The 23,140-nt window shown below is 56.5% G+C and carries 20 protein-coding genes; 4 read left to right on the forward strand and 16 right to left on the reverse strand.

Annotated elements, in window-relative coordinates; all coding sequences use genetic code 11:
* Window positions 1-6: 6 nt before the first annotated feature.
* The 7 genes from VAE57_RS00100 to VAE57_RS00130 all read right to left on the reverse strand — a co-directional run bounded on the left by VAE57_RS00100 (window position 7) and on the right by VAE57_RS00130 (window position 8,427).
* Window positions 7-1,962: an ATP-binding protein gene (locus VAE57_RS00100; RefSeq protein ID WP_322819883.1), complete on the reverse strand. Its 1,956-nt coding sequence runs from the start codon at window positions 1,960-1,962 to the stop codon at window positions 7-9.
* Entirely contained in the window at window positions 1,959-3,266 is a 1,308-nt protein-coding gene (locus VAE57_RS00105) for a DUF4255 domain-containing protein (RefSeq protein ID WP_322819884.1), read from the reverse strand. Before VAE57_RS00105 ends, VAE57_RS00100 begins: the two co-directional genes overlap by 4 nt.
* Window positions 3,263-4,045: a hypothetical protein gene (locus VAE57_RS00110; protein ID WP_322819885.1), complete on the reverse strand. Its 783-nt coding sequence runs from the start codon at window positions 4,043-4,045 to the stop codon at window positions 3,263-3,265. The genes VAE57_RS00105 and VAE57_RS00110 overlap by 4 nt, the downstream gene beginning before the upstream one ends.
* Window positions 4,046-4,048: 3 nt before the next feature.
* On the reverse strand, window positions 4,049-4,678 hold the full coding sequence (locus VAE57_RS00115) for a hypothetical protein (protein ID WP_322819886.1): 630 nt from the start codon (window positions 4,676-4,678) through the stop codon (window positions 4,049-4,051).
* A 50-nt stretch (window positions 4,679-4,728) separates the two neighbouring features.
* Complete coding sequence (locus tag VAE57_RS00120) at window positions 4,729-5,253, reverse strand: phage tail protein (protein ID WP_322819887.1); 525 nt, start codon at window positions 5,251-5,253, stop codon at window positions 4,729-4,731.
* Window positions 5,254-5,326: 73 nt separating this feature from the next.
* Entirely contained in the window at window positions 5,327-6,907 is a 1,581-nt protein-coding gene (locus VAE57_RS00125; protein ID WP_322819888.1) for a phage tail sheath family protein, read from the reverse strand.
* Between the two features lie 716 nt (window positions 6,908-7,623).
* A complete protein-coding gene (locus VAE57_RS00130; protein ID WP_322819889.1) occupies window positions 7,624-8,427 on the reverse strand; it encodes an alpha/beta hydrolase in 804 nt (267 codons plus the stop codon).
* A 1,067-nt stretch (window positions 8,428-9,494) separates the two neighbouring features.
* Between VAE57_RS00130 and VAE57_RS00135 the strand changes: the two genes are divergently transcribed.
* The 3 genes from VAE57_RS00135 to VAE57_RS00145 all read left to right on the forward strand — a co-directional run bounded on the left by VAE57_RS00135 (window position 9,495) and on the right by VAE57_RS00145 (window position 11,666).
* On the forward strand, window positions 9,495-10,142 hold the full coding sequence (locus VAE57_RS00135; protein ID WP_322819890.1) for an AP2/ERF family transcription factor: 648 nt from the start codon (window positions 9,495-9,497) through the stop codon (window positions 10,140-10,142).
* A gap of 481 nt (window positions 10,143-10,623) precedes the next feature.
* Entirely contained in the window at window positions 10,624-11,259 is a 636-nt protein-coding gene (locus VAE57_RS00140) for a cupin domain-containing protein (protein WP_322819891.1), read from the forward strand.
* 5 nt (window positions 11,260-11,264) lie between these two features.
* Complete coding sequence (locus VAE57_RS00145; protein WP_322819892.1) at window positions 11,265-11,666, forward strand: hypothetical protein; 402 nt, start codon at window positions 11,265-11,267, stop codon at window positions 11,664-11,666.
* Between the two features lie 725 nt (window positions 11,667-12,391).
* Here VAE57_RS00145 and VAE57_RS00150 read toward each other — a convergent pair.
* The 6 genes from VAE57_RS00150 to VAE57_RS00175 form a co-directional block, all read right to left on the reverse strand.
* Complete coding sequence (locus VAE57_RS00150) at window positions 12,392-13,252, reverse strand: DUF2085 domain-containing protein (protein ID WP_322819893.1); 861 nt, start codon at window positions 13,250-13,252, stop codon at window positions 12,392-12,394.
* Between the two features lie 209 nt (window positions 13,253-13,461).
* Window positions 13,462-13,959 carry a metallophosphoesterase family protein gene (locus VAE57_RS00155; RefSeq protein WP_322819894.1) on the reverse strand — a complete coding sequence of 166 codons (498 nt, stop codon included), beginning with the start codon at window positions 13,957-13,959 and terminating at the stop codon, window positions 13,462-13,464.
* 3 nt (window positions 13,960-13,962) lie between these two features.
* Entirely contained in the window at window positions 13,963-14,388 is a 426-nt protein-coding gene (locus VAE57_RS00160) for a low molecular weight phosphatase family protein (RefSeq protein ID WP_322819895.1), read from the reverse strand.
* Complete coding sequence (locus VAE57_RS00165; protein ID WP_322819896.1) at window positions 14,385-15,485, reverse strand: C45 family peptidase; 1,101 nt, start codon at window positions 15,483-15,485, stop codon at window positions 14,385-14,387. Before VAE57_RS00165 ends, VAE57_RS00160 begins: the two co-directional genes overlap by 4 nt.
* Window positions 15,482-16,453, reverse strand: a complete 972-nt coding sequence (locus VAE57_RS00170; RefSeq protein WP_322819897.1) for a GNAT family N-acetyltransferase — start codon at window positions 16,451-16,453, stop codon at window positions 15,482-15,484. The genes VAE57_RS00165 and VAE57_RS00170 overlap by 4 nt, the downstream gene beginning before the upstream one ends.
* On the reverse strand, window positions 16,450-17,436 hold the full coding sequence (locus VAE57_RS00175; protein ID WP_322819898.1) for a GNAT family N-acetyltransferase: 987 nt from the start codon (window positions 17,434-17,436) through the stop codon (window positions 16,450-16,452). Before VAE57_RS00175 ends, VAE57_RS00170 begins: the two co-directional genes overlap by 4 nt.
* Before the next feature lie 1,587 nt (window positions 17,437-19,023).
* Here VAE57_RS00175 and VAE57_RS00180 point away from each other — a divergent pair.
* Window positions 19,024-19,707 (forward strand): HAD family hydrolase, encoded by a 684-nt coding sequence (locus VAE57_RS00180; RefSeq protein WP_322819899.1) that lies wholly within the window; start codon window positions 19,024-19,026, stop codon window positions 19,705-19,707.
* A gap of 541 nt (window positions 19,708-20,248) precedes the next feature.
* Here VAE57_RS00180 and VAE57_RS00185 read toward each other — a convergent pair.
* The 3 genes from VAE57_RS00185 to ctaD all read right to left on the reverse strand — a co-directional run bounded on the left by VAE57_RS00185 (window position 20,249) and on the right by ctaD (window position 23,140).
* Window positions 20,249-20,614 carry a cytochrome C oxidase subunit IV family protein gene (locus tag VAE57_RS00185; protein ID WP_322819900.1) on the reverse strand — a complete coding sequence of 122 codons (366 nt, stop codon included), beginning with the start codon at window positions 20,612-20,614 and terminating at the stop codon, window positions 20,249-20,251.
* A gap of 9 nt (window positions 20,615-20,623) precedes the next feature.
* Entirely contained in the window at window positions 20,624-21,400 is a 777-nt protein-coding gene (locus tag VAE57_RS00190; protein ID WP_322819901.1) for a cytochrome c oxidase subunit 3, read from the reverse strand.
* 81 nt (window positions 21,401-21,481) lie between these two features.
* The gene (gene ctaD / locus VAE57_RS00195; protein ID WP_322819902.1) at window positions 21,482-23,140 is read right to left on the reverse strand and encodes a cytochrome c oxidase subunit I; all 1,659 of its coding nucleotides are present in this window, start codon (window positions 23,138-23,140) and stop codon (window positions 21,482-21,484) included.

Raw genomic sequence — 23,140 nt, forward strand, 5'->3', positions numbered from 1 at the left:
AGCCGGCTACCGGCGACTCTGAACTGAACGGGTGCGATCAATGGTCGAAAACCCGCGCAACTCTGTCTCCGTCAGCGGCTTTTCGAGTCTGGCGTATTCACTACGTGCAGCGCTCAAAATATGCGCCATCTGCACCGGTTCACCGGCCTCGGCAGCCAGAAACGCGGCGTTGAGCGCGATGCTGCGAATGTTTCCCCCGGCAAGATTCAACTGGGCCAGCTTGCCCCAATCCAGCCCGGCGAGGGGTGTGTGTGGAGGAAAGACGCGCTGCCAGATACGCTGGCGCTGAGCTGCATCGGGGAACGGAAAATTGACGATAAAGCGAATTCGTCGCAGAAAAGCGGTATCAATCGCCTGCTTCATATTGGTGGTGAGAATGGCTAACCCCTGGTACGCCTCCATCCGCTGCAAGAGATAGCTCACTTCCAGGTTGGCGTAGCGGTCGTGGCTGTCTTTGACCTCGCTGCGCCGCCCGAAGAGGGCATCGGCCTCGTCGAAGAGGAGGATCGCGCTGCCCCCCTCCGCAGCATCGAAAATGCGCCGCAGATTCTTCTCGGTTTCGCCGATATACTTGCTGACCACCGCACTCAGATCAATCCGATAGAGATCGAGACGCAATTCGTTCGCCAGTACCTCAGCCGCCAGCGTCTTACCGGTACCGCTCGGCCCGGCGAAGAGAGCGCTGATACCAAGCCCCCGCTTGTCGCGCAAACCAAAGCCCCACTCTTCGTACACGCGCACCCGTTGCCGTACCTGAGCCACCATCTGGCGGAGTGTCATCAGATGTTCTTCCGGCAGCACCAGATCATCCCAACCGACCCTGGTCTCGATTCGCTGCGCCAGACCATCAAGGCGGGGGCGCACCTGAAGCCGACAGGCTTCCCACCAATCGGCTTCACCATCACCTGTGGTCGTCATGGTGACGGCCCGAATCGCGTGTGCGCCGAGCGTAAACTGTTGTAATAACCGATCCAGATGGCCGTTCAGATTCCGTCCGTGCTCGTTCAGTATCTGTTGCCAGAGCGCCTGCTGCTCGCGCCGATCTGGCTGCGGCACCTCAAAGCGCACAACCAATCGTTCGCTCATCGACAACGGATCGGCACTGGATAGGATGACCATCCCCTGTACCCGTTCCAGCCAGTGCGCCAACGCCCGTGTCGGTTCGGCATCCCCCACACTGATCAAGAGCAACCCACCGCTCAACGCCGCTTCTCGCTCCCAAATCCGGGCCAGCGTCTCCTGTTCGATCATGTCCGGTGGTACATCCTCGGCCCGCAGCAGATACACGATGCGCCCCACATGCTCGCCAACCGCAACCGCAATCGCCTGCCGTTGCGTCGGATCGGCACCACACATCTGCACCGGCGAAGGTTCAGCTTCGCGTTCCCACAGCGCAACAATCCGCTTGACCAGATCGGCATGCGCCTGCGGCAGCGGGGTAGAAGGTCGCAGCAGACGCAGCAATGGTTGCAGGCGGCGATCCAGGGTTGCCACTCCCAACAGATAGAACAATACCCGCTCATCGATGCGGAGCGGGGTCGTCACCAGCGGTTCACCCTCAGCCATCTCGATCAACCGCCAATGTCGCAACGGTGCCGTTGGCGTGAACGCGCTCCAATGCGCACCCGGCAACAGCGATAACGCCAACCCAACCGTTGGCCGGAAGCGATGCGGATCGCCCTGCACTGCGGCACAGCTCGCCGCCAGCTTGCTATCAAGTTCGATACCGGCGCAAAGCAAGATCAAGCCAGTCTCAAAGTCAGATAGACCAAAGATGATCTGAAGTCGGTCCAGCGCCGATAATACCGGCATGTTAGCCCGCGCTGTCTCTAATGCCTGCAAGGCATGGGCGAGAGATTGATCAGCGCTGGCGCCGGCTACACGACAACGAAGCACCGCCAGCGCCGCCATCAGGTACCGGTGATTCGCTGCCAACCAATCAACTGTTGTTCCGGTCGTCATAGCACTGTCACCGTTGGCCCACTAAAGACGCCACCACTCATCTCAAGCTGGCTTTCAGCTCCATCAACCTGCACCCGTACCAGATAGGTTCCCGCCGGCACACTGGCCGTCGTAAAGGTCAAAACGTCATCGCTATCGTTAGGCGGCGGGGCCGCCTGCCGTGCCGGTAACGCGAACGCAAACGACAACGGTAATCGGTTGACCGGCGGTGGCGTTTCGTCAAGCAACAGTACGACTCGTTGTTGTTTGCCTACCGGCGGCATCAGGGTGATAGTAAAAGTGACATTCCCATCACCATCCCGTGGGCCGGCTGTAGCTGTGACAATTGGGTGTAAGACAAACGCCGCCACATTTGACTCAATGCCACGGTGCGGGGTGGGGGGCGTTCCAATCTGTAACCGATGCACAACCTGCACTGCCTGGATGCCGGCACGGAGCGTGGGCGGCAACGGCGCGATAAGCTGCGTGTCGGTCATCTGGTCGGGCACCACTTCAGTCTCGCCAAGCCGCAAGACAACGTCATCGCCGCGCAATTGCTGGCCACGCACCACCAGTCGATAACCGGGAAGGATCGGCTGCTGCACGCTAATCGGTTCGGTACTGTTGCGCTGTGAACCGATCTGCGTAATCCGTGGTTGCCGGAATGGCAACACGTAGAAGTTGCGCTGTCGCACCGGCAATGCCTGACGGGTGGGTCGCCGACTCTCGATCAAGACCACTGATGCCTGATAGGCCACACTGGGCCGGTACGGTGATTGCAGACTCGACCAAATCTGCGAAATCTCTTCAAGCGTCAACGGTTGCGGCGTGATTTTGACTTGCTCAATCTGGTCGGCCAGATCGGCAGCTACCAGGCTGGCCCGCGTCGTCCCCGGCAAGCCCACCCCACTGACCGGTGCCGGTGGGGCCAGCGCAGTCCGAATGGCATCACGGGCCAGGACAGGTGTTTCGTGCAGGAGTTGCATCGCATAGCCAAGCAATAGCTCGGCCAGGTAATCCTGATCGGTATACACGGTGAGCAGATAGTGCAGATCGAGCGCTAATGGCGGATCGCTTACCAGATCGCCACCGGCAGATCGGGAAGGAAGACCATAATTCCGCCAGCCGGCGTTGAGCGTTGTCCGGTAGAGAAAGAGATTGATCTGACCACTGCCCGGCGTGAACGAGGCCAATGCCTGCGCTGGCGACAGTACGCTCACCGTGACATCACCAAGCGTACCGGTGATGTCGTGGTCGATCAGACCATCTTGCAACAGATCGCGCAGCACGGCGGTTACCGCAGCGATTGCCAGCGCGTTACTCATCGCTTTCCTCCATCACGTCGCCGGAGATACTCATCAAGCGTGAGCGACGGTCGCGGTAGACGCGACCGTGGTTGCGCCGGTGGGATTGTCACCGGTGGCACTGCCCGTACCTCAATCCGCCCGATGGTGATCGAGATGCGCGGAGGACGCGGTGCCGGCGATGGCCCGGTTTCCGCCAACACAGCCGGAATGCGCGGCATCACCGGTTCCAATCGCTCAGGTCGCGCCTCTGCTTGCGGTCGTAGCGTGTCCGACTGCCCGACTGCTGAGACCGGTTCGTCCGGCGCGACGTGATGAGCCGACGCTCCAGCTACGTCAACCGGTAGCCAGGCCGCTCGTGCAGGATGCAGAGGATGATTGTCCGTTATCGCCGGATCGGTTCGTGGAGCCGATTCTGTCTGTCCCTGTGATGGAACATTCATCTGCGGTGTGACACCGGTTGGCGATTGTCCCCACGCCGCCGGTACACCGTCAATCGTCGGCAATGCCAGCAGATGCTTCGGCGGCGATAATGTCTCATCACCATGCACTGGCGAGGTAGCCGGTGCAGTCGCGCCTGGAGCGGACGACGTGATGGGTGGGGAGATTGCCGGCACCTCCGGCGGCATAGGCGGCAATGCTGAGTCCGGCACCCCTGTCGGCTGAGCGGATAGTACAGCCTCATAGGCGTGATCTGGCGCTACAGGTACCTCAAATCGCGATGGCAGACGTGGTTGAACACTATCCGTCAGTTCACTGCCAAAGCTGCGGGCCAACAGATTAGCCAATGGATCGTTCATCGTTCACCAACCGCAGATAAAAAGCCCTCGCCAGGGACTGAGAGCCAGAATGTCGCGTTCGCCCCAACCGTAAGCGCGGGCCAGCGTATGCACATCGTGCAATAGTCGGCGTGACCAGGCATCGATCTCTTGCCAGACAAACGCCGTCACATCAAACGGCGCCGACCACGCATGACCGCACTCCGGACAGGTCAGCGCAATGCGGAAATCGAGCAACGGATCGGCCTCCGCCATCGCCGTAGCTACGGCGGTCAGGGCATCACCCGACAACACGGCCGGTGCCTCAAGCAGACAGCGTTCGATGATCAGCCGTGGCGTTGCCGCACCCGTCGGGAAGGCCAGCAGATCGTCACTCGTCGGCAAACGAAAGGTGATTGTCTCCCCTGCGTGATCGACCTGATGCACGGTTGTGGTTGGGGACAGCGCCCGCAGATCGGTTGTCACCAGCGTAAACTCAAGCCGTGCCGCGCATTGCTGACACCGCACCACACAGGGCATCTGGGTGCCAAAGAGCCACTCTCGCACCATCAACAACAGCGCATCGCGAGCACCGACCGGCAGCCCGGCCAGCGGCTGATCCTGGAAAAACGGCGTCAACAGCGACAGCGCCCGCACAACCGGCGGCTGCGCCATACCCGTCTCCCAGATATGCAGTACGGTTGAAGCCGAAACCGTCATCATTGCTACTGCGGCTCAGTAAAGGTCGGTTCGTCCGGTTCGCCGATGTCGTAATCGCGCTCCCAACCCTCGTTTTCCAGTTTGATGCTCTGAATAGCGACGGCATTGGCATTCGCATCGAGTTCGGGCAGCGCCTGATACTCCGACACCCAACAACGGTAGAGTTTGTACGCAATCGCGAGCTGACCGGCTTCGTTGTAGACCTCGATGATGATGTCTTTGCGAAAATCCTTCAGCGAAACCTCTGCTCCCAGCCCGGAGCCGTAATTCCACACCTTATTCGCCCACTTCTCAAATTCGGTGTCGTGGGTGACACCGCGCTCAAGTGTGATCGGCTCGTACTTGGTACGTCCCGGCGACTTGCGCACGTTGCTGGCATCACCGCCTTCGCGATGCTCAACCACCTCGGTAGTACGCTTCAGGGCAGAAACCTTACTCACGCCGGCCACATACCGACCATCCCACTTGATGCGGAACTTAAAATTCTTGTAGGGATCAAAGCGCTGCGCATTCACGCTAAACTGAGCCATAGAGTATCCCCTTATCGCTGCAAATCCAACCGCTCACCCCCGCTCCGAAGTGGCAAGCTGAAGAGAGTTCCCATCAGGCTGCAATCTGACCGGCCAACTGCTGAATCTTGATAATGACAAATTCAGCCGGTTTGAGTGGAGCAAACCCGACCACGATATTGACCACGCCCATATTGATGTCGGTTTGGGTCGTTGTCTCACGGTCACACTTCACCAGATACGCTTCACGCGGGGAGCGACCCTGAAACGCACCCTGGCGAAAGAGCGTTTGCATAAAGGCACCGACGTTCAGGCGAATTTGTGACCACAACGGTTCATCATTCGGCTCGAAGACCACCCATTGCAGACTACGGTAAAGCGTCTCTTCGATAAACAACGCCAGCCGACGCACCGGAATGTACTTCCATTCCGACGCCAACTGATCGGCACCCCGATACGTGCGTGCTCCCCAAACCACATTGCCACTGACCGGAAATGAACGCAGACAATTCACTCCCAACGGATTGAGCTGCCCTTGCTCGCCATCGGTAAGATTGACGGCTAACGCCCGCACGCCGAACAGGACCGCGTCCTGACCAGCCGGTGCCTTCCACACCCCACGCTGCGCATCGGTACGGGCAAAAACACCGGCAACCGCACCACAGGGAGCAAATTCCTCCAGGCGATTCTCGCGCAACGGATCGGGTACCCGCACTCGCGGAAAATAGATCGCCGCGTGATCATCCCGCGCCACTGCCGTACTGAACGTACCAATCCCACTTACCGCTGCTGCAATACTCTTCCAGCCAGATGGCGCATCGATGATCAGAAATGCTCGCTCCGAGCGGCAAAATTGCAGAGCCTTCGTCCAGACCGCCTCGCTCACATCCGTATCACGGGTAAACGGCGGGATGCAGAGCAAATTGAATAGATCGGCCTTACGCAGAGCATACACACCGGTCTTATCATCAAAACTACCCTCGTATTGCGCACTGGTCAGTGGATTGCCATCAGAACCGTTCGTCGTTGGCGCGGTGAAGGTACTGAGATCACCTGCTGTACCAGCAACCGCCGGACGCACCGTCGGGAACGTACCGGCATACGGATCGGGCACCCGTAACAGCAGCGACTCCTGAGCCAGCACCGTTCCCACATAGCTCGGCGCCGTCGGATCAATCGAGACATTACGGAACGTTTCCCGCCGCGCTGCCTGCAACGGACTGCTCCCCGGCACAACCTCAACCACGGTCAGATTAAAGACCTTATCAGCCTCGGCGCTGCTCAAAGGACGGGTATCGTGATCAATCGCAATCCGCAAATCATTACCCCAGGCACCCTCACTGCTCGCCTCCAACACCAGGTTGTCTGTGCCACTTACCGGTGCGAGGCTGAACTGCGCCCGCTGCGCACCGTTGGTCAGACGCACGATGAGCGCATCGGTACCCCCATTGAGAAAAAAGTGTTGCACCGCATAGCTCATCGTACTGGCTTCCCACAAACCACCAAAGAGGCGCTCATAATCACCAAAATTCTGGATCCGTACTGGATCATTCACCGGGCCGCGCCGCGCCCGCCCAACGAAGGCGGTAATCGATGTCGCCACACCGGTGATAGTACGCACGCCACTCGGCACCTCTTCAATGTACACACCCGGATAAGACAGCGTAACCGGCATATAATTGCTCCTTGAACAGACCGACCTCTCCACCACCCAGACTCACCAGCCCACCCCATCTCATCAGCGCAACTCCGTGGCGTGCAGCAGTACTACCGCTCCTGCCTTCGATCACACACTGCGGGCACACACTGCGGGCCAGCAGGCGTAGATTGCCCTGCGATCCGTTTCATGGCCGGCAATGTAGCCAGCGGTGCGCCATAGTCAGCCACCGCAGGAGTGCGGGATCGTGGCTTCCGCATCCACCGTACTCAATACCAGGCCCCTGCTGCACCGGTCACCCCGCCACTCACGGCATCCACCATCATCTGGCCTGTCACTGAGGATTGATCCGACCTTCCTATCACGACAAGCCAGCGGTCGCAAGCGGTACCCTGATACGTGACCCATCATTCCAGATCAACAGAGGCAGTGGCACGCCCAACGTGTTAGAACAAACATCTTCCTCGATTGAGACAAGACCGGGAAAAGAGAAGGAAGCGAGAGGAATGAAGGTGATTAAAGTTGAAAAGAAGTTATGATTGAAGATATATATTTCCCGGTATTCATATCGCGCTTACATTATAACCATCTTGTCAAGACCAATATTCCAAGAAATTATCAACTTTTCTTTAACTTACAAGTATTTCAATTGTATTTTTATTCACAAACCATCGAATAACCCTCTGATTTATTGAACATATCTGAAATTTGCTACTAAATCAACCCATGAAAACTCATGACAATTCATCCAACGCTACCCGAATCGCATGATGGTACATCGCAGATGTCATCAAATTGTTATGATCACCACCAACAATCGGATAAAAGGCCAGCGGCGCTGTCACTTCGTGCGCCAGTCGTTCACCATCGGCGAAAGGCACCACCGAATCATTCGTGCCGTGAATAATTACCACCGGACAACGCACCTGACCGATCCACTGGTGAGAACGCAGAGGATACTTTAGCAAAAAGGACGGTACCCACGGAAACTGCCGACGGGCAATTGCTTCAATACTGTAGAAGGGACTCTCAAGGATCAACAGCTTCGGTTGATACGTCGCTGCCAATCGCGTGGCCAGCCCGCTCCCCAGTGATCTGCCATAAAGCACAATCTGCTCTTCAGGATAGCGTTGCCGCACCCATTCATAGACAGCGGCAGCATCGGCGTGCAACTCCGCCTCACTCCCAATCGTACCGGTGCTCTGACCATACCCGCGATAATCAACCATCACCATCTCGTAACCATACTGAACCAGCTCCGGCGCCACCTCTCCCCAGGTACGCAAACTCCCGGCATTCCCGTGAAAATAGAGGATCACCCCTCTGGCCTGAGACCGGCGAAACCACAAAGCATGGAGCTGTGCCCCCTCAACCGGAATCAAGACCTCTTCAACCGGAATACCAAACTCATAATGTGTACCGGGCGGGTCGCGATCAGGAAAAAAGATCAGACGTTCTTGAAACATATAGATCACTCCGCAAATCGTTACATACCCTGGAACGAGAATGATGATGAGACGGAGGATGGTTGGGAGCATGTTACAAATCCTTACCATCAGACAATGAAGAGTATACGCTAAACATTATATGCATGCCTGAGTAGAACTTATTTCATAAAAGCTGTTCTGTCGTGCTACCCGATCACAGCACAGGTACAGGAACGCTTGCCAATCACCAACGACAGTGTATTCTGTGCCCAGCCTGTCTGTATGGAAACGAGGAGGTCTGACGACCATCACCAGGGCCATCACTCGTTGGATTGGCGCCGTACCCGCTCGTCATGCGCGTGTCGCAGTGTTTGGAGTGCGGCAGCATGGCTGCCGCAGCAGCCGTGCTCACGATCCGGCGCGTGGCGCACTATTACCCCTCCTGGTCACGGAGATACTACATGTGCTCGTGACGATCATCGAGTCGGTCAGGAATGAATGAGCTACCTGCTCGTAGACGTTTGTTTGCAATAGGTTCTCGCCTGCACACTAGCGGCCACGGCCAGCACTTGACGGGGTGGCGGCGATGACTAGACGTGGGCTGGAAGTCCACGCTACTGGAAACCCGCGCCACGGGGAGCGCTTGCAGCCCGGCCTAACGCAGCAGGGGGCCATTGATTGCATAACCACATGGTGTGCGTGACTCACGATGCGCCATGTCCAGCACACTGTGCTATGAAGCGTCATACCGGCTGCTGGATGACATGGGGTAATGCATAGCGCACAGCACTGCGGGAGTGGGAACAGAGATGAGGGCGTTCCGCACCTACCACAACCCTATCTTCCGCATACGCTTGCATGTGCTGTCCGTCCCTGAACTTCTAACAGAACAGTATTGCACAGTCCCTCCAACTCCTTCCCCCGCCAACTGTCGAAAAGGAAACTTTTCCTTATCGTAATTGTGATAAAACCCACAGCTTTTTCAAAATTTGTGCAACAAATCACAAATTATATCGCGGTAAATTAGGCGCTCCATCCAGCCAAATTTGTACTTTTTTGCCCAGGATTTCTGTGCAGTTGGCGGGCAAAATATGGTAATATAGAAATCAGAGGTTTCAACCTTCGATATAATCATCAAGGAACAGGGCTATCTGAGGTTTCAAAAGGAGCAATCAGCAATGCCTCGTCGACACGCTGTGCGACCGGTGAATCTGCCGGCTTCTGAGCCGACAACCGCTAATGGGCATCCTCAATCACATCCTGACAATGATCCGATGTCCGTCCTGCGCTATGAGCCGCTCCCCGATCTCGATCCAGATCAGGCTCGTCAGTTGCTATCGGCGCCGACCACACCGGTTGTTGCTGACACGAAGAAGTTGCCTGCCCGTCTCCGCCCAAAGACGACAAAGCACAAGGGGATTACACGCATTGACCACCCGGCCAAGCGCACGTTCGGCTATTTTGTGCGCGTCATCTGGAATAAGCAGCGCCGCAGTAAGTTCTTCTCCGACTCGGTGTACGGTGACAGGCTGGCCGCACTCGCCGCGGCTATCGAGTGGCGAAACGCAACCGAACGCGAGCTAGGCAAGCCGCGTACCGAGCGTCAGGTCATCGGTGTTGCCCGCACCAGCACCGGTATTGTCGGTGTACGGCGCACGATCAAAGATGGTCGCGAGGTTTACGAAGCGACCTGGCGTGACGGCAATCGTATTCGCCGCACCTCTTACTCGATTGCCAAGCACGGTGAACGCCGCGCCCTCGCCCTGGCCCGCCGCGCTCGCGAAAAGTACGAGCGGCAACGCCAGCGCACCCCGGCAGCCGATTAGGTCCCTCCAGGTCTTTGTTGATTGCTTCCCCCCTGCATCGTGGTATGCAGGGGGATTTGTACATGTTGCACAATGTCTGATCACAGGCTGTCTGTCACACCCACTGGCATATTGCCCGCATCCCGCCTGCGCCACCAAACCACGCTACGCCAGGGTGCGCTACTGCCAGATGTCACCGGCACCGGGTATGGTTTCCAATGCTGGCCCAACAACGTTAGACAGTACGATCCCACCCTTATCTGACCGGCCTTGTCGCTGCCATCCATCTTGCTTGGCGAACAACGCACGATCACTGCGGGCCACCAGCACCTCACGGTTTGGTTGGTCTCAGACAGCGCTGCCACATGCGTATCAAAAACACCACTCTCGCCGTTGGTTGAGTTACTGAAAGACAACCTTTTTGTTGTGTGAAAATTAGAAAAATGTCTTATAATAATGAACAGATCAAGCTGCCGAGTTAGAAAGATAGCCGGTGCCATCTATGGTTGATCCAGTGAGTAGTCCGCATCTCGTTGGTGAAATTGGCAATGTAGACGTTGGTACACGCATTCGGACCCTGCGTGAACAACGGCGCTTATCAATCCGCGCTCTCGCCGAGGCGAGTGGTCTTGCCGTCAATACCCTCAGTCTGATTGAAAATGGTCGCACGTCACCGAGCGTCAGCACCTTGCAACGTCTTGCAGTGGCTCTACAGGTTCCGGTTAGTGCCTTCTTTACGCCCGATGTGCCACAGCAACGTATCGTCTTCACCCCGGCAGGTCAGGCCATCGCCAACCTCTTCCCGCACGGTGCCCTGGCCGATCTCGCCCCAGGCATGATCAACCGCACCCTCGAACCGCTGCTGGTCACGCTCGAACCCGGCACCGGTAGTGGCCCTGAAGCAATTGTCCATACCGGACAGGAATTTGTCTTTGGTTTAAATGGGCAGATTCAGTACACCGTTGCCGATCAGATATTCATCATCAATCCGGGTGATAGCCTGCTGTTCGAGGCCGCTCTCCCCCACCGCTGGCATAACCCCGGCCATACGCCAGCCCAGGTGCTGCTGGTCTTGTGTCCGCTTGAATTACCCCGGAGCGTGATTGCCCGTCATAGTCCTTTATTAGCGAAGGAGTAGAAACGATGCCAGTCCGAACCTTACACCTGAGTGAGGATGGAGTCAGCCGTGCCGAACAAAACATCACGTTAACCCGGATTGCGCCTGGTCAGATTACGCTCAATAATCAGCAAGTGCTGGCAATCCACGCTCTTGATCGCTGCACGCTTGCTCTCGAAGTTCTCGGCGAAACCCATTACCTTGCTTCCGCCGATTACTGGCGTGCTGCATCCGGTCACAGCCGTATCGATACTCGCCAGGCCGGTTGTCTGTTAGGTTATCTTGATAGCCTGGCAATCGCTGCTCGTCAAGTGCTGACGGCCTTCACCGATCAAGCCAACCTCTCCCCCCAGGCCCAGGCCGCCCTGACCAACCTCCGCACAGCGTTGACTAGTCTGGAACTGGAAGCGAAAAAGAATGGTCATTAATGCAATCTAACTACGATGCGTACACCGTCACGCCGCGCTGATCACATATCGCTGACCTGCTGTACTATCATCACCTGTTTGCATAATAAGAAGCGGGTGGGGAACCCGCTTCTCTGTCGTCTTTTCAATCTTGCCGGACAAGGTAGCGTCTACTCAATAGCACGCCCGTGCCAGTTGGGAGAGTGACCTGGGCGAATCGATTACTGGCAGTCGTCTCCTGCATTCACACCAAAAAATTATTATGTCAATTTTTATTAAGCAAGCGCCAGCGTCCCCCTGGAAACACGAGCCGCCAGCTCGCCCGTAACATGACACAGCATGCACTACAGACCCACACTGAACCGTTCACACCCAAAGCATATCCTGCTCCCAGTCTGGATAGGTTGCCTTGCCCGCCCATCATACCCGTGTCGCACAGTATGGAGTACGGCAGCATGGCTGCCGCACCAGCCGTGCTCACGATCCGGGTCGTGACCTACCGTTCACCCTGCGGGTCACGGGGATGCTGTGTACGCTCGGTCAGGAATAAATTGAGATAACGGCTAGCAGGTGTTTTTTAAACTAAGTTCTACACTAGTGACACCCCACCAGCAACTCGCCAGTAGTACACCCGATAGCAATTCAGTACCGGTATGATGCCCGAACGATGCGCAAGCGCAGTAGTACGACACGCTGTATCCCTACCTCGTACCACCACATCAACGCTCGCCAACGATCCAACTCCGCTACGGAATGAGTGGCGGCGGTAAGACACCCTGGACTTCCAGCTCTACCTTCCAGCGTGCCAGCAGTGCCAGTAGTAGTAGCGTGACCAGGAAACCGGCAATTCCTGGTAGCAACAATTGCCCTGGACGACGAACCCGGCCATTCAAGCCGGCGAAGGCACTCACCGGTAACCCAATCGCAAACGTCATGACCCCCGTTACCCCAACCACGCTGATTAGAACTAGCGGCCAGGCCAGCAGAGCCTGGTCGGAAGCTATCGCCAGCACGACCAGCGCCAGTGCGCCAACCACCCACCCCATATCAGCCCAACTGCCAATCGGTGCCTGTGTGGTATCGATGAGGTCGGGAGCAAGCAGTGTTTGATTCGCCACCAGCAACAAACCGACCGCCATCGCTACCCCAAACCCCAACCCGGTAATCAAACGCAGATCATTGCGCGGCGGATAGGCAGCACCCCATCCCAGTTCGGCCACAGTTGAATTCAGGCCATCGACAGCCATGATCACAATCAACCCCAGCAGTGTCAGACTAACCGGCAGTGGCGGTAGCCGTCCGGCCCGCCAGTGCCCACGCCAGGCAATCACACCCAGGGTTACCATGAGGCCGAGATAGATCCCACTGTCACGGGCACAGAGCGGAAACTGCACACCACCCACTTGAAGGTTGTGACTCTGGGCGCAGATTCCGTGGACGGCAAAAAAGAGGCGTCGTTCCAGGTCAAGGGTTGCCGCAACCAGCGGCAACAAACCGATTGCCACTATCATCCCGACCAAAAGGCTACCGATTCGCCAGCCATTGGGTTGACGCAAACCGGTTACCAACCGTTTTCCGAGCAGAGATTGTCTATTCTCACCTCGCATACAACCTCTCTTCTCGTGGTTTAGAAGCTTTTTCGTCTATTCCTGTCGCACCCGAATTGACTACTTTCCCCCACGCAGTGATCCACCTGTCTGCTGGGTGACATGCAACAGCCCTGCGCCCACTTCCACGCTACTCAACACCCGCCACGTATCGCACCCATTACTATCCTGACCTCTGACTGTTCAGCGATCCGCGCAGTGTCTGCTCGTCAACGTACTGCCTGCGGGCTATCCGTCAACTGAATGATCACCGCCTGCGCCGTACCATCATGCACCGTCAGCCGGGCAACTGACAGACCCGCACCCCGTGGCGCACCAGCCGTCCCCGGATTCAGAAACAGAACGGAATTGTGTACTTCGCACAATGGCCGATGGCTATGACCAAAAATGTAGACCTGTGGAGATCGCGCATCAGCAGTCTTCGGTAACGATTGCACAAGATGGTTCGGCTTGCCACCGATATGGGTCAGATAGATCAACACACCCTCACGCTCAATCCAGCGACTCGCTGGATACGTCCGGGCCAGTTCCGTCCCACTATCAGTATTCCCGTGAATAGCAATCACCGGCGCTACTGCCTCAAGCTGCGTCAGCACCGCTTCATTCCCAATATCGCCAGCGTGTACAATCAACTGAACCCCAGACAACACCTGCAAAGCTGATGGTGCCAGAAAACCGTGAGTATCAGAAATAACCCCTATCTCCATTATTCAACTCCCGCTCAGCTCCTTCTGCAATGCTGCGATCCCTGCCTCAATCCGTTGAAAAGCCGGCTCAGGCTCCAACACGTCGGTATCAGGTACCTGCCAGTAGGCAATTCGATCAGCCCATGCCGGAAAACGCTGCTGCATCAAAGGCCGATGTTCAGCTTCGTTCAGTGCAATCACCAGCGTTGCCTGCGTCAGATCGGCCTCGCTCAGCGTTCGTGGCAAAGGCAGTTCATCCGACGTCGTAAATCCGCACTGTTGTAGCCGCTCAAGCACCGGAGGCCAGATCGGCCCGCGATTGCGTGGCGAGAGTGCCAGGCCGCGTGACCTAGCCTGCCAGCCTTCAACCTGCATGGCATTGAAGAGCAGCTCAGCATAGCGACTACGATAGTAGTTTCCGGTGCAGACGAAGAGCACAGTCCTCTTCACCTCGCCACCTCCAATGCATATCGCACATCGGCATGCTCACACGGTGGCCCGTCAGTTGCATACAACACACCGGCAGTCACGTCCATAATCACCGAGGCGACCGTTTCATAATACTCATCAGGTGGATCGGTAGGATCAATATGAAAACAGACCGAATAGGGGAAATGATCGTGATCACGCAAGGCCGCCTGCACCTGTGCCAGCGATTGTGGACGAGTAGCCAGCAGCGTGCGTAATCGCTCTTGCCGCCAATATGAATGAGGATAACGCTCAATCTGCCGCTCCACAATACCGAGCGCTGCCGGATCGGTAAAATGGTTGGCGTGAACCAGACAACCGTTGGTGCAGCCACTGATCGCCAGCGCCGCCGGTGCTGCTTCAATATTGACTACCCGATCAGGTACCTGTGCCAGCAGAAAATTGGCTGAACCGGCCCGTTCTTCGCTCGTGATCACCGCCTGCGCTTCGGTCAGTGTGCGTGCCTGCAATATCTCATAACAACGCACATGAAATGGTCGGCGCAGACTGGCCCAATCATCACCCGTACTACTCAAGCCATTGATTAACAGGGCCAGACCGTCAGCATTCAAGCCAATCTTCCCCCCAAAAATACCGGCCTCGGTGAAAGCCAGCGTGCGATGCCCATCTGGTGCAATCGTGCGCAGAATCGCCCCCCGCACCCCCTGAATCCAATCCCAGTTTTCGCCCACCAGCAAATGACCGTTATCTGTTTCTGACGGCAACAACGCAAAAGCGGTACAACCATCAGGCTTACCGGTACCCCGCTCATACTCGCGAAAGAACTGATAAAACAGCTCATAACGCACATTCAACGCCGCAATCGCTGCCAGATCAACGCCTGCCCCCTCGGCAATGCCGCGCATACCGGCTGCATAATCCTGATTTTGTTCAGCGATCACAGCCGCATAACGCAGCGCCCGCTGCCAGACCTCGTCCTGTGGTATCCGCAACTCACGCTCGAATCGCGTCATATAGATGCGAAGGTTGGCAGCAATCGCCTCGCGCAACGCACGGCCATGCTGCCAACCCTGAGCATAGGCATCACCACTCAATTCAACTAACGGCAACCCGTTCACGTCACCTCCTCATTCTGCGCACAGCGGTGGAGAACAATCCACACCGGCCCACGCCGAAAACCTAACCGTTCATTGATATGCCACATCGCCAGATTCGTACTATCGTTATCGGTACGAATCCCACTCAACCCCTTCGCCCCGGCATACGCAATTGTACAGAGCTTCAGCGCCAGTGCAATACCCCGTCCACGATAATCACGCCGCACCGCCGTAAACCCAACCTCAACATCAGTACTATCATCAATGGTTTCTAACGTACTGATCCCCACGATCTGCCCCTCGTGCACCGCAGCAAAGCTGCCCTCCCACAGCGCACCGTGGTCAGGCTGATAGAGCTTGATCCACTGATCGTAGGTCGGCATCGTGACCGGAAATGGCGACGGTACATCACAGGTTGTTTGTCGTTCAAATTCGTACAACTGCTGCCAGAACCCCTTATCGGCTGTTGCCAGCGCCGCAAAGCTGATCAGCTCAATCTGCTGCGCCGTCACCCGCTCAATCGAACCGCTGAAAGGTGTCGGATCAAAGGTTGCCAGATCGAGCCGGGAAACCCAAACCCGCCGACTCTCGTGGAACTGCCGCCGACCAGCAAACATCAACCCGGCCTGCCAGTCCTCACGCACCTTGAGCCAGATATGGTGCGGTTGTAGCGGCTGCCAGGCCATCTGAAGATGCTGCCAGAGTGCCCGGCCCAAACCTCGCCCCTGAAAGGCCGGATGCACAACGATCTGCATCTCCAGATGGGTGGGATTGGCACACCATATCGGCTGATAATATTCGGCATACCCACCGGCCCTACCATCCAGCTCGCCAATCCATCGGCAGAGTGGCAAATTCGGATTGTGAATTTCATCACGAATACGCCATTCTATCGCCGATAGCGGTGCATCTGGAGCCAGCGCATTATAGACATTGGCCATCACGCGATAATCTGCATCCTGGTGTTGGAAAGGTCGTATATGGATCATACACTATCCAGGTCCTTCACAAATTCAACCCAGGCCGGTTGTTTAACAAACCCCAGCACATCATTAATCTGCAACATCGACCGATTGGTCGTTGCATTATAGGTACGCACTTCGCGATAGCCTGCAGCCTGCGCACGGGTCAGCGCGTGTACCTTAAGCGCCATTGCCAGACCACGCTTACGATACGCTCGTCGTGTCGCCGTCAGACCAGTCATCAACACATCCGGCTCAGCCGATTTCCAGAGTTGACTGAGCGCAGCAATCTCTTCCCCGTCCAGCGCCAGAAAATATCCTTCCGGGTAGAGCGTTGGGTCGTTGAACAGAGACTGTTCCCACGAAGCAAAATCGGGCGGCGTAAACGGTTCCGGCTGCGGCACATCTGCCCGCATCTCCATCGTGGCACGGTACAGGCGCTGGCGAGCATCCGGTAATCGTGTCAGCAATTCACGCAAATTGCAGATCGTGAAACCCTGGGCCACGACACGATCAATGGCAGCGCGAAACGGCGCCGGATCGAAGGTGTGCAGATCAAGTCGCGACTCCCAGGTCCGCATCTCTTCCCGAAAACCACGTCGGGCAAGAAACTGCATCCCGCGTTCCTGATCCTCACGGCAATTCGCCCGCACCTGTAACGGATGATGGCGACTCTGCAAATCACCCATCAATACGTCGTAGCAATAACGACCAATACCCTGGCCCTGCCACGTCGGAAGAACGGCAATACTGACAAAGAACTTGCGTGGGTGATACATCCATTGTGGCTGAAAATACTCGGCGACCCCTACCACCTCCCCGTGCACCTCAGCAAACCATCGCTCCTGAATACAGTGAGCTGGTCGCCTGGCATCCCAGTGTTGAACCTGTTCAACCATTTCAAGATTATCGGGAAATACAGCATTGCCAATTGCAACCAACAGAGCATAATCTGCCGCCGACCCATCAAATGGTCGTAATCGGACATCCTGATCAACATTGATCGCCATAACCTCTCCTTGAACGCACCGTAGCAGGATTCCAGGTGGTGAAACTGTGCTCTGTGGTAACCACCACCTCACGGGCTACCCCGGTGATAAAACGATCCCGGCCTGTATTGTACGCTGCGCACCTGCTGCTGCCATCAGTCCATCGGCTCAATATATCGCGCCATCGTGGTGCAGCGAAGGCCAGAACCTGCAATCAACGCATATATCAAATCTGGTGTTAGAGAATTCATGACGCGTACTCCGCCGATCACCACGCCACCACACCTGAGCACAGATGCGCCGAACAGCGTTATCGCTCTGCACGCAGCAGGATCGTGTTTCAGAGCAGATACCGTTACCAGACCGATTGCCCTTTCCGCGTCGTGTGGCGTGCGGTAGCCATGCTGCCGCGCCAGCCGTGCTCACGATCAGGTGCAAATCGTAGCGGTTTCCTGGCCAACCATGAAGACGGCATCCATGCCGGAACGCCTGTCTGGTTTAACCATTCCGTGCTGATCTGCCTGCCCGCAAACGATGGCGAGAATTAGAGAGCAGGTGTCCAGTATGGCACGCCACCTACCATCACCCTCACCCAACGATTGTAAGCGCCCCTGCTGCGAGCACACGCCTCCGCCTCGCTCCCCACTGGACAATTTACCGAGCCTGCCGCCAGCGGAGTATCCCTCCCCTGAACCCGCTCGCGACAGCGGGCACCCTCTGTCACCGAGGTTCCCGCCCCCGCTGGAGGCGGGGCAGGGTGGGGGCAATACCCTGCGAGCGCACGCCTCTGTCTCACTCCCCACCGGCACCAGTCTGCGCTAGCGAGCACCATCCGGCACCGGCAGTTCTCGCCCCCAGCGGCTATGCATTACCCATACCTGGTGTCAACCACGTGCGTATCAGCGGGTATGATCGCTATGGGTGCTGTCTTGCTGGATGGATTGCCGTACCCGCTCGTTATGTGCGTGTCGCACGGTGTGGAGTGCGGCAGCCATACTGCCGCTCCAGCCGTGCTCACGATCCGGCGCGTGGCATACCGTTCCCCATCCTGATCACGGGGGTGCTGAATGTGCTCGTGCCGATCATCACGTCGGTCAGGCATGCATGCGATCCCTGCGTGTAGACGGTTATGTTGCAATAAGTTCGTGTCTGCACACCAGCGGTCATGGTCAGCACCTGCCGGCGGTGGCGATGATGCCTCCACGCGGGCTGGAAGCCCGCGCCACGGGGAGCACTTGCAGCCCGGCCTCACGCAGCGTGACATGTGGGTAATGCGTAGCTCGGCGGAAGCGGGTCAAGGTAGGGGCATCTCCCAGCGCACTGCACGACGCAGCACTACCGTCACCCGCTCATCACCCATCACGCGGACGAACGACACGTGCACCAGTTTGTGCACCGCAAAGATACTACCAGTGGCTCACCAGTGGCACGTCTGACAATGCTCCAGTACGGTTCTAAAAACCTGTACGATGGACAGTCTCGGTCAAGAGTTGATACAACAAGCGCCCACACAAGCTTGCGTGAAACAACATTCACATCAACTCAAGTACAATGAGTGTGGAATCTATCGTTGGTAGCAACAGATCGCTACATACGAAGGAGAGCTGAATGCCGATCCATGCCCTCATCTTCGACTTCGATGGTCTGATGGTCGATACTGAGACACCCGCCTTGCAAAGCTGGCAAGAGATCTATGCCGAATACGGCGTTACCCTAAGCGTCCACGATTGGGCGATCACCCTCGGCGCAAATGCCGGGTTTGATGCTCATACCCATCTCGTCGCCTTACTTCAGCAACGCGATCCCCAGTTGGCCGAACAAGTTATCGCTGCACGAGATACAATCATCGCTCGCCGCCAGGCCCGTAAGGATGAACTAAGCGCCCCACAAACGCTTCTGCCCGGTGTTGCTGAGTTGCTAGCCGAAGCACACACAAAGGGCTTACCCTGTGCAGTTACCAGTAGCAGTAGCCAGCGCTGGGTTGAAGGCTGGCTTGAACGTCTCGGCACACGCCACTTCTTCGCAACAGTCGTCACGGCTGATGATGTAGCAGCAACGAAACCGGCACCCGATCTCTTCCTGGAAGCAGCCCGCCGCCTGGGTCTACCACCGGCAACCTGTCTGGTACTCGAAGACTCCCCTAACGGCATCCTGGCTGCCCGTGCAGCCGGCTGCCCGGTCGTTGCCATCCCCGGCGCGATCTCTGGGCAGGTTCCGCTACCGCCTGCTGATCTGACATTACCCAGCATGGCCCACACCACACTTGCCGACCTGCAAGCTATCTTTCGCTAGCGATGCCCGGAGCCCTTCTGCACATCCATGGCGCAATCACGCGCTATATTGGTTAGCTTTCACCGGCAAGGATTTACGTGTCGCATGGGGGCGAAAAGGTATGCCCTGGATCGCGTACCACGTAGTGGATTGTATCTTCGATAAACCCTTGCCGCTTGTGTGGTGATAGGGGCGGGTTCAGAACCCGCCCCTACGTCGATGGACGTTGCCTGTTCCCGTATCAGATTGAACTCAAGTTGCCACATATGCTGTGAGCAGACCATGGAGGCTGACTTTCAGGACGAACTGCACGACGTTTCCCTCAATACCGTATGGCGTACCGCATAACGATGTAGGGAGCAATCAGTTCCTAGAACATGCTACGTCACGTCTCACGGAAACAACCCGAGTTATCCACATCCTCTGTGCCCTCTGTGTCTCTGTGGTGACAAAGGTTGCAACTTGGGTTATCAGATTTAATACCCCCCCACATTGACAGGCACCAATAACAAAAGGACCGGTCATTGTCTGACCGGCCCTCACCCACCACATCCGGGAAGCGTTACGGTAACGGCCCAGCTTGCGGTGGCCAGCCACGGGCAACGTAATCGCCCATAGTAATCACAAACAGAATAATCAGCCAGACAAATGCACCGGCAGCGTAGACCTGAGAGATTCGGCTGCTGACCTTCACATGCATAAAGTACAGTACAATCAATACCGTCTTGGCAATTGCAATGCTCATTGCAATTGTCACCGCCAGCCAGCCCGGAATATGGATCAGGTTCTTCTCCACCCACCAGGCAGCGACGGTCAGCACCATAAGCACCATCAGCGCTCCGAAAACCCGATAATAGGTCCCCCGCGAGATATGGGCATGCCCGGCGCCGTGGTGGTGAGCATGTTGATGTTCATGTCGCTCGGCCATCGCGCCCTCCTAAACCAGATAGAAGAGTGGGAAGAGAAATACCCAGATAATGTCAATCAGGTGCCAGTAGAGACCACCAATCTCAACCGGCGTAAAGTAGGTCGGCGAGAACCGATCCCGGAGTGCCATTGTCGTGATCGTCCCCATTACGCTCAGACCGATGAGCATGTGGATAGCATGCAGACCGGTTGCACAGAAATAGAGAAAGAAGAACAGTTGATGACCGGATTGCAACAGACCGGTGGTCGTTCCATGGCCAGTATTTGCCGCGCCATGTTCGGCAGGAAACGAGAAGCCACGTCCTGGCACCAGACATTCATGGCTCTCGCGCAAATCAGTGCCGGTAATCCAACTGATCGGGTCTTTCGCACCGGCACAGTGGGCAAACTTCTCGCTATACTCATAGCCCTTAATGACCAGGAAGGTCACTCCAAGCAGCATCGTCAAGACCAGCATGGTCAATAACCGACGCTTGTTACCCTCTTCGGCAGCATTGACTGCCAGCGCTACAGTTAACGAGCTGACCAGCAGCACAACGGTATTTACGGTGGCCAGCGGTGTATTCAGCAGCGCCGCCGACTCTTTCCAGGCTTCGGGAAAAGCCCATCGGTAGGCAATGTAGGCCATGAAGATACCACCGAAGAGCATAATCTCGGTGACCAGGAAGGCCCACATGCCTAGTGTTGCAGCCTCTTTCTGCTGTTCCGGCGTCTCGAACTGATGTTGCAGTTCAGGGCCGTGCGTATGGGCGTGTGCCTCTTCGTGAGTGTGAGTGATCGTTGCCAACGCTCTCTCCTCTACTTTTACCTATCAACGCCACTACCGACAATCCCGTATCTGGTATTCGGGCTACCAGCACCCTCAACCTTATAGAGGTGAACCCGGTCGCCAGGACGCTGCATCACGCTCGGCAGCTTCCGGCGGATACGCATACGCCTCTTCGGTCACAATCGGCGTCTTGTCAAAGTTATAGGTGGGTGGCGGCGACGATGTCTTCCATTCCAGACCGGTCGCACCCCACGGGTTGTCACCGGCAATCTGCCCCTTCCACAGCGAGATACCAAGATAGATAAGCGGCACGATAAAGCCAATCGCCAGAATACTGGCACCAGCCGTGCTCATCACGTGCAAAATCTGGAACTCCGGCGGATAGACGTGATAGCGTCGTGGCATACCCAGGTAGCCGAGAATAAACTGGGGGAAGAAGGTCATATTAAAGCCAACGAAAATGATCATCGCCGCAATGATGCCCCAGGTTTCGTTGTACATACGACCGGTCATCTTCGGCCACCAGAAGTGAATGCCACCCAGATAGGCCATAATCGTACCACCCACCATCACATAGTGAAAGTGAGCGACCACGAAGTAGGTATCGGTCACGTGCAGGTCAACCGCTACCACACCGAGGAAGATACCGGTCAGACCACCAATCACAAACAGACCGATAAAACCGAGCCCATACAGCATCGGCGTGCGATAGCTGATCGAACCTTTGTAGAGCGTTGTCGTCCAGTTGAAGACTTTAATCGCCGATGGGATTGCAACCAGCATAGTGATAAACGAGAAGATCAGACCCGCGTACACCGACTGGCTGCTCACGAACATGTGGTGTCCCCAGACTAAAAAGCCCAGGATGGCGATGGCAATACTCGAAAAGGCAATGAACTCGTAGCCGAAGATGCGCTTGCGCGAGAAGGTGCTGATCAACTCGCTAATCACCCCCATTGCCGGCAAAATCATGATATAGACTGCCGGATGTGAGTAGAACCAGAAGAGGTGCTGGAAGAGGAGCGGATCACCACCTAGCGCCGGATCATAGATACCGACACGCCAAACTCGCTCGACGATCACCAGCAACAGCGCGATACCCAACACTGGTGTTGCCAGAACCTGAATGATACTGGTTGCGTAGTTCGCCCAGATGAAAAGTGGTAGCCGGAACCAGGTCAAACCAGGTGCCCGCATCTTATGGATGGTGACGATGAAATTGAGACCGGTCAGAATGGAGGAAAACCCCATAATAAACGCACCGGTAATCGTCATCGCCACGTTCGAGTTGGAATAGGTTGAGCTGAAAGGCGTGTAGAATGTCCAACCGGTGTCAACGCCACCGAAAACGGCTGCGATCAGGGCGAAGATACCACCGATCATGTAGAGATACCAGCTCAACAGATTCAACCGTGGGAATGCCAGGTCACGGGCACCGATCATCAACGGCACCAGGAAATTACCCAGCACCGCCGGGATCGCCGGAATCAGGAAGAAGAAGACCATGATCACGCCGTGCAGCGTGAAAGCCCGGTTGTAGACATCCGACGACATCAGATCGCCCTGCGGGGTGATCAACTCAATCCGTACCACAGTAGCAGCCAGGCCACCGAGCAGGAAGAAGAAGTTAATCGACAACAGATACAGGATTGCGATCCGCTTGTGATCAACCGTCAGTAACCATGACTTCAGCCAATCAATAAACGTTCGCGAACGATCATGGATATAGCTCGTCTGTGGAAGAGAAAGCGTACTCAT

The sequence above is a fragment of the Chloroflexus sp. genome (assembly GCF_034434295.1).
GTDB lineage: Bacteria > Chloroflexota > Chloroflexia > Chloroflexales > Chloroflexaceae > Chloroflexus.

Excerpts from the sequence above, each read along its gene's own strand:
- VAE57_RS00150 (WP_322819893.1), bottom strand. The coding sequence starts at position 13,252 with ATGCGAGGTGAGAATAGACAATCTCTGCTCGGAAAACGGTTGGTAACC.
- VAE57_RS00155 (WP_322819894.1), bottom strand. The coding sequence starts at position 13,959 with ATGGAGATAGGGGTTATTTCTGATACTCACGGTTTTCTGGCACCATCA.
- VAE57_RS00170 (WP_322819897.1), bottom strand. The coding sequence starts at position 16,453 with ATGATCCATATACGACCTTTCCAACACCAGGATGCAGATTATCGCGTG.
- VAE57_RS00120 (WP_322819887.1), bottom strand. The coding sequence starts at position 5,253 with ATGGCTCAGTTTAGCGTGAATGCGCAGCGCTTTGATCCCTACAAGAAT.
- VAE57_RS00175 (WP_322819898.1), bottom strand. The coding sequence starts at position 17,436 with ATGGCGATCAATGTTGATCAGGATGTCCGATTACGACCATTTGATGGG.
- VAE57_RS00185 (WP_322819900.1), bottom strand. The coding sequence starts at position 20,614 with ATGGCCGAGCGACATGAACATCAACATGCTCACCACCACGGCGCCGGG.
- ctaD (WP_322819902.1), bottom strand. The coding sequence starts at position 23,140 with ATGAGTACGCTTTCTCTTCCACAGACGAGCTATATCCATGATCGTTCG.
- VAE57_RS00105 (WP_322819884.1), bottom strand. The coding sequence starts at position 3,266 with ATGAGTAACGCGCTGGCAATCGCTGCGGTAACCGCCGTGCTGCGCGAT.
- VAE57_RS00135 (WP_322819890.1), top strand. The coding sequence starts at position 9,495 with ATGCCTCGTCGACACGCTGTGCGACCGGTGAATCTGCCGGCTTCTGAG.
- VAE57_RS00115 (WP_322819886.1), bottom strand. The coding sequence starts at position 4,678 with ATGGCGCAGCCGCCGGTTGTGCGGGCGCTGTCGCTGTTGACGCCGTTT.
- VAE57_RS00100 (WP_322819883.1), bottom strand. The coding sequence starts at position 1,962 with ATGACGACCGGAACAACAGTTGATTGGTTGGCAGCGAATCACCGGTAC.
- VAE57_RS00130 (WP_322819889.1), bottom strand. The coding sequence starts at position 8,427 with ATGCTCCCAACCATCCTCCGTCTCATCATCATTCTCGTTCCAGGGTAT.
- VAE57_RS00125 (WP_322819888.1), bottom strand. The coding sequence starts at position 6,907 with ATGCCGGTTACGCTGTCTTATCCGGGTGTGTACATTGAAGAGGTGCCG.
- VAE57_RS00180 (WP_322819899.1), top strand. The coding sequence starts at position 19,024 with ATGCCGATCCATGCCCTCATCTTCGACTTCGATGGTCTGATGGTCGAT.
- VAE57_RS00140 (WP_322819891.1), top strand. The coding sequence starts at position 10,624 with ATGGTTGATCCAGTGAGTAGTCCGCATCTCGTTGGTGAAATTGGCAAT.
- VAE57_RS00110 (WP_322819885.1), bottom strand. The coding sequence starts at position 4,045 with ATGAACGATCCATTGGCTAATCTGTTGGCCCGCAGCTTTGGCAGTGAA.
- VAE57_RS00145 (WP_322819892.1), top strand. The coding sequence starts at position 11,265 with ATGCCAGTCCGAACCTTACACCTGAGTGAGGATGGAGTCAGCCGTGCC.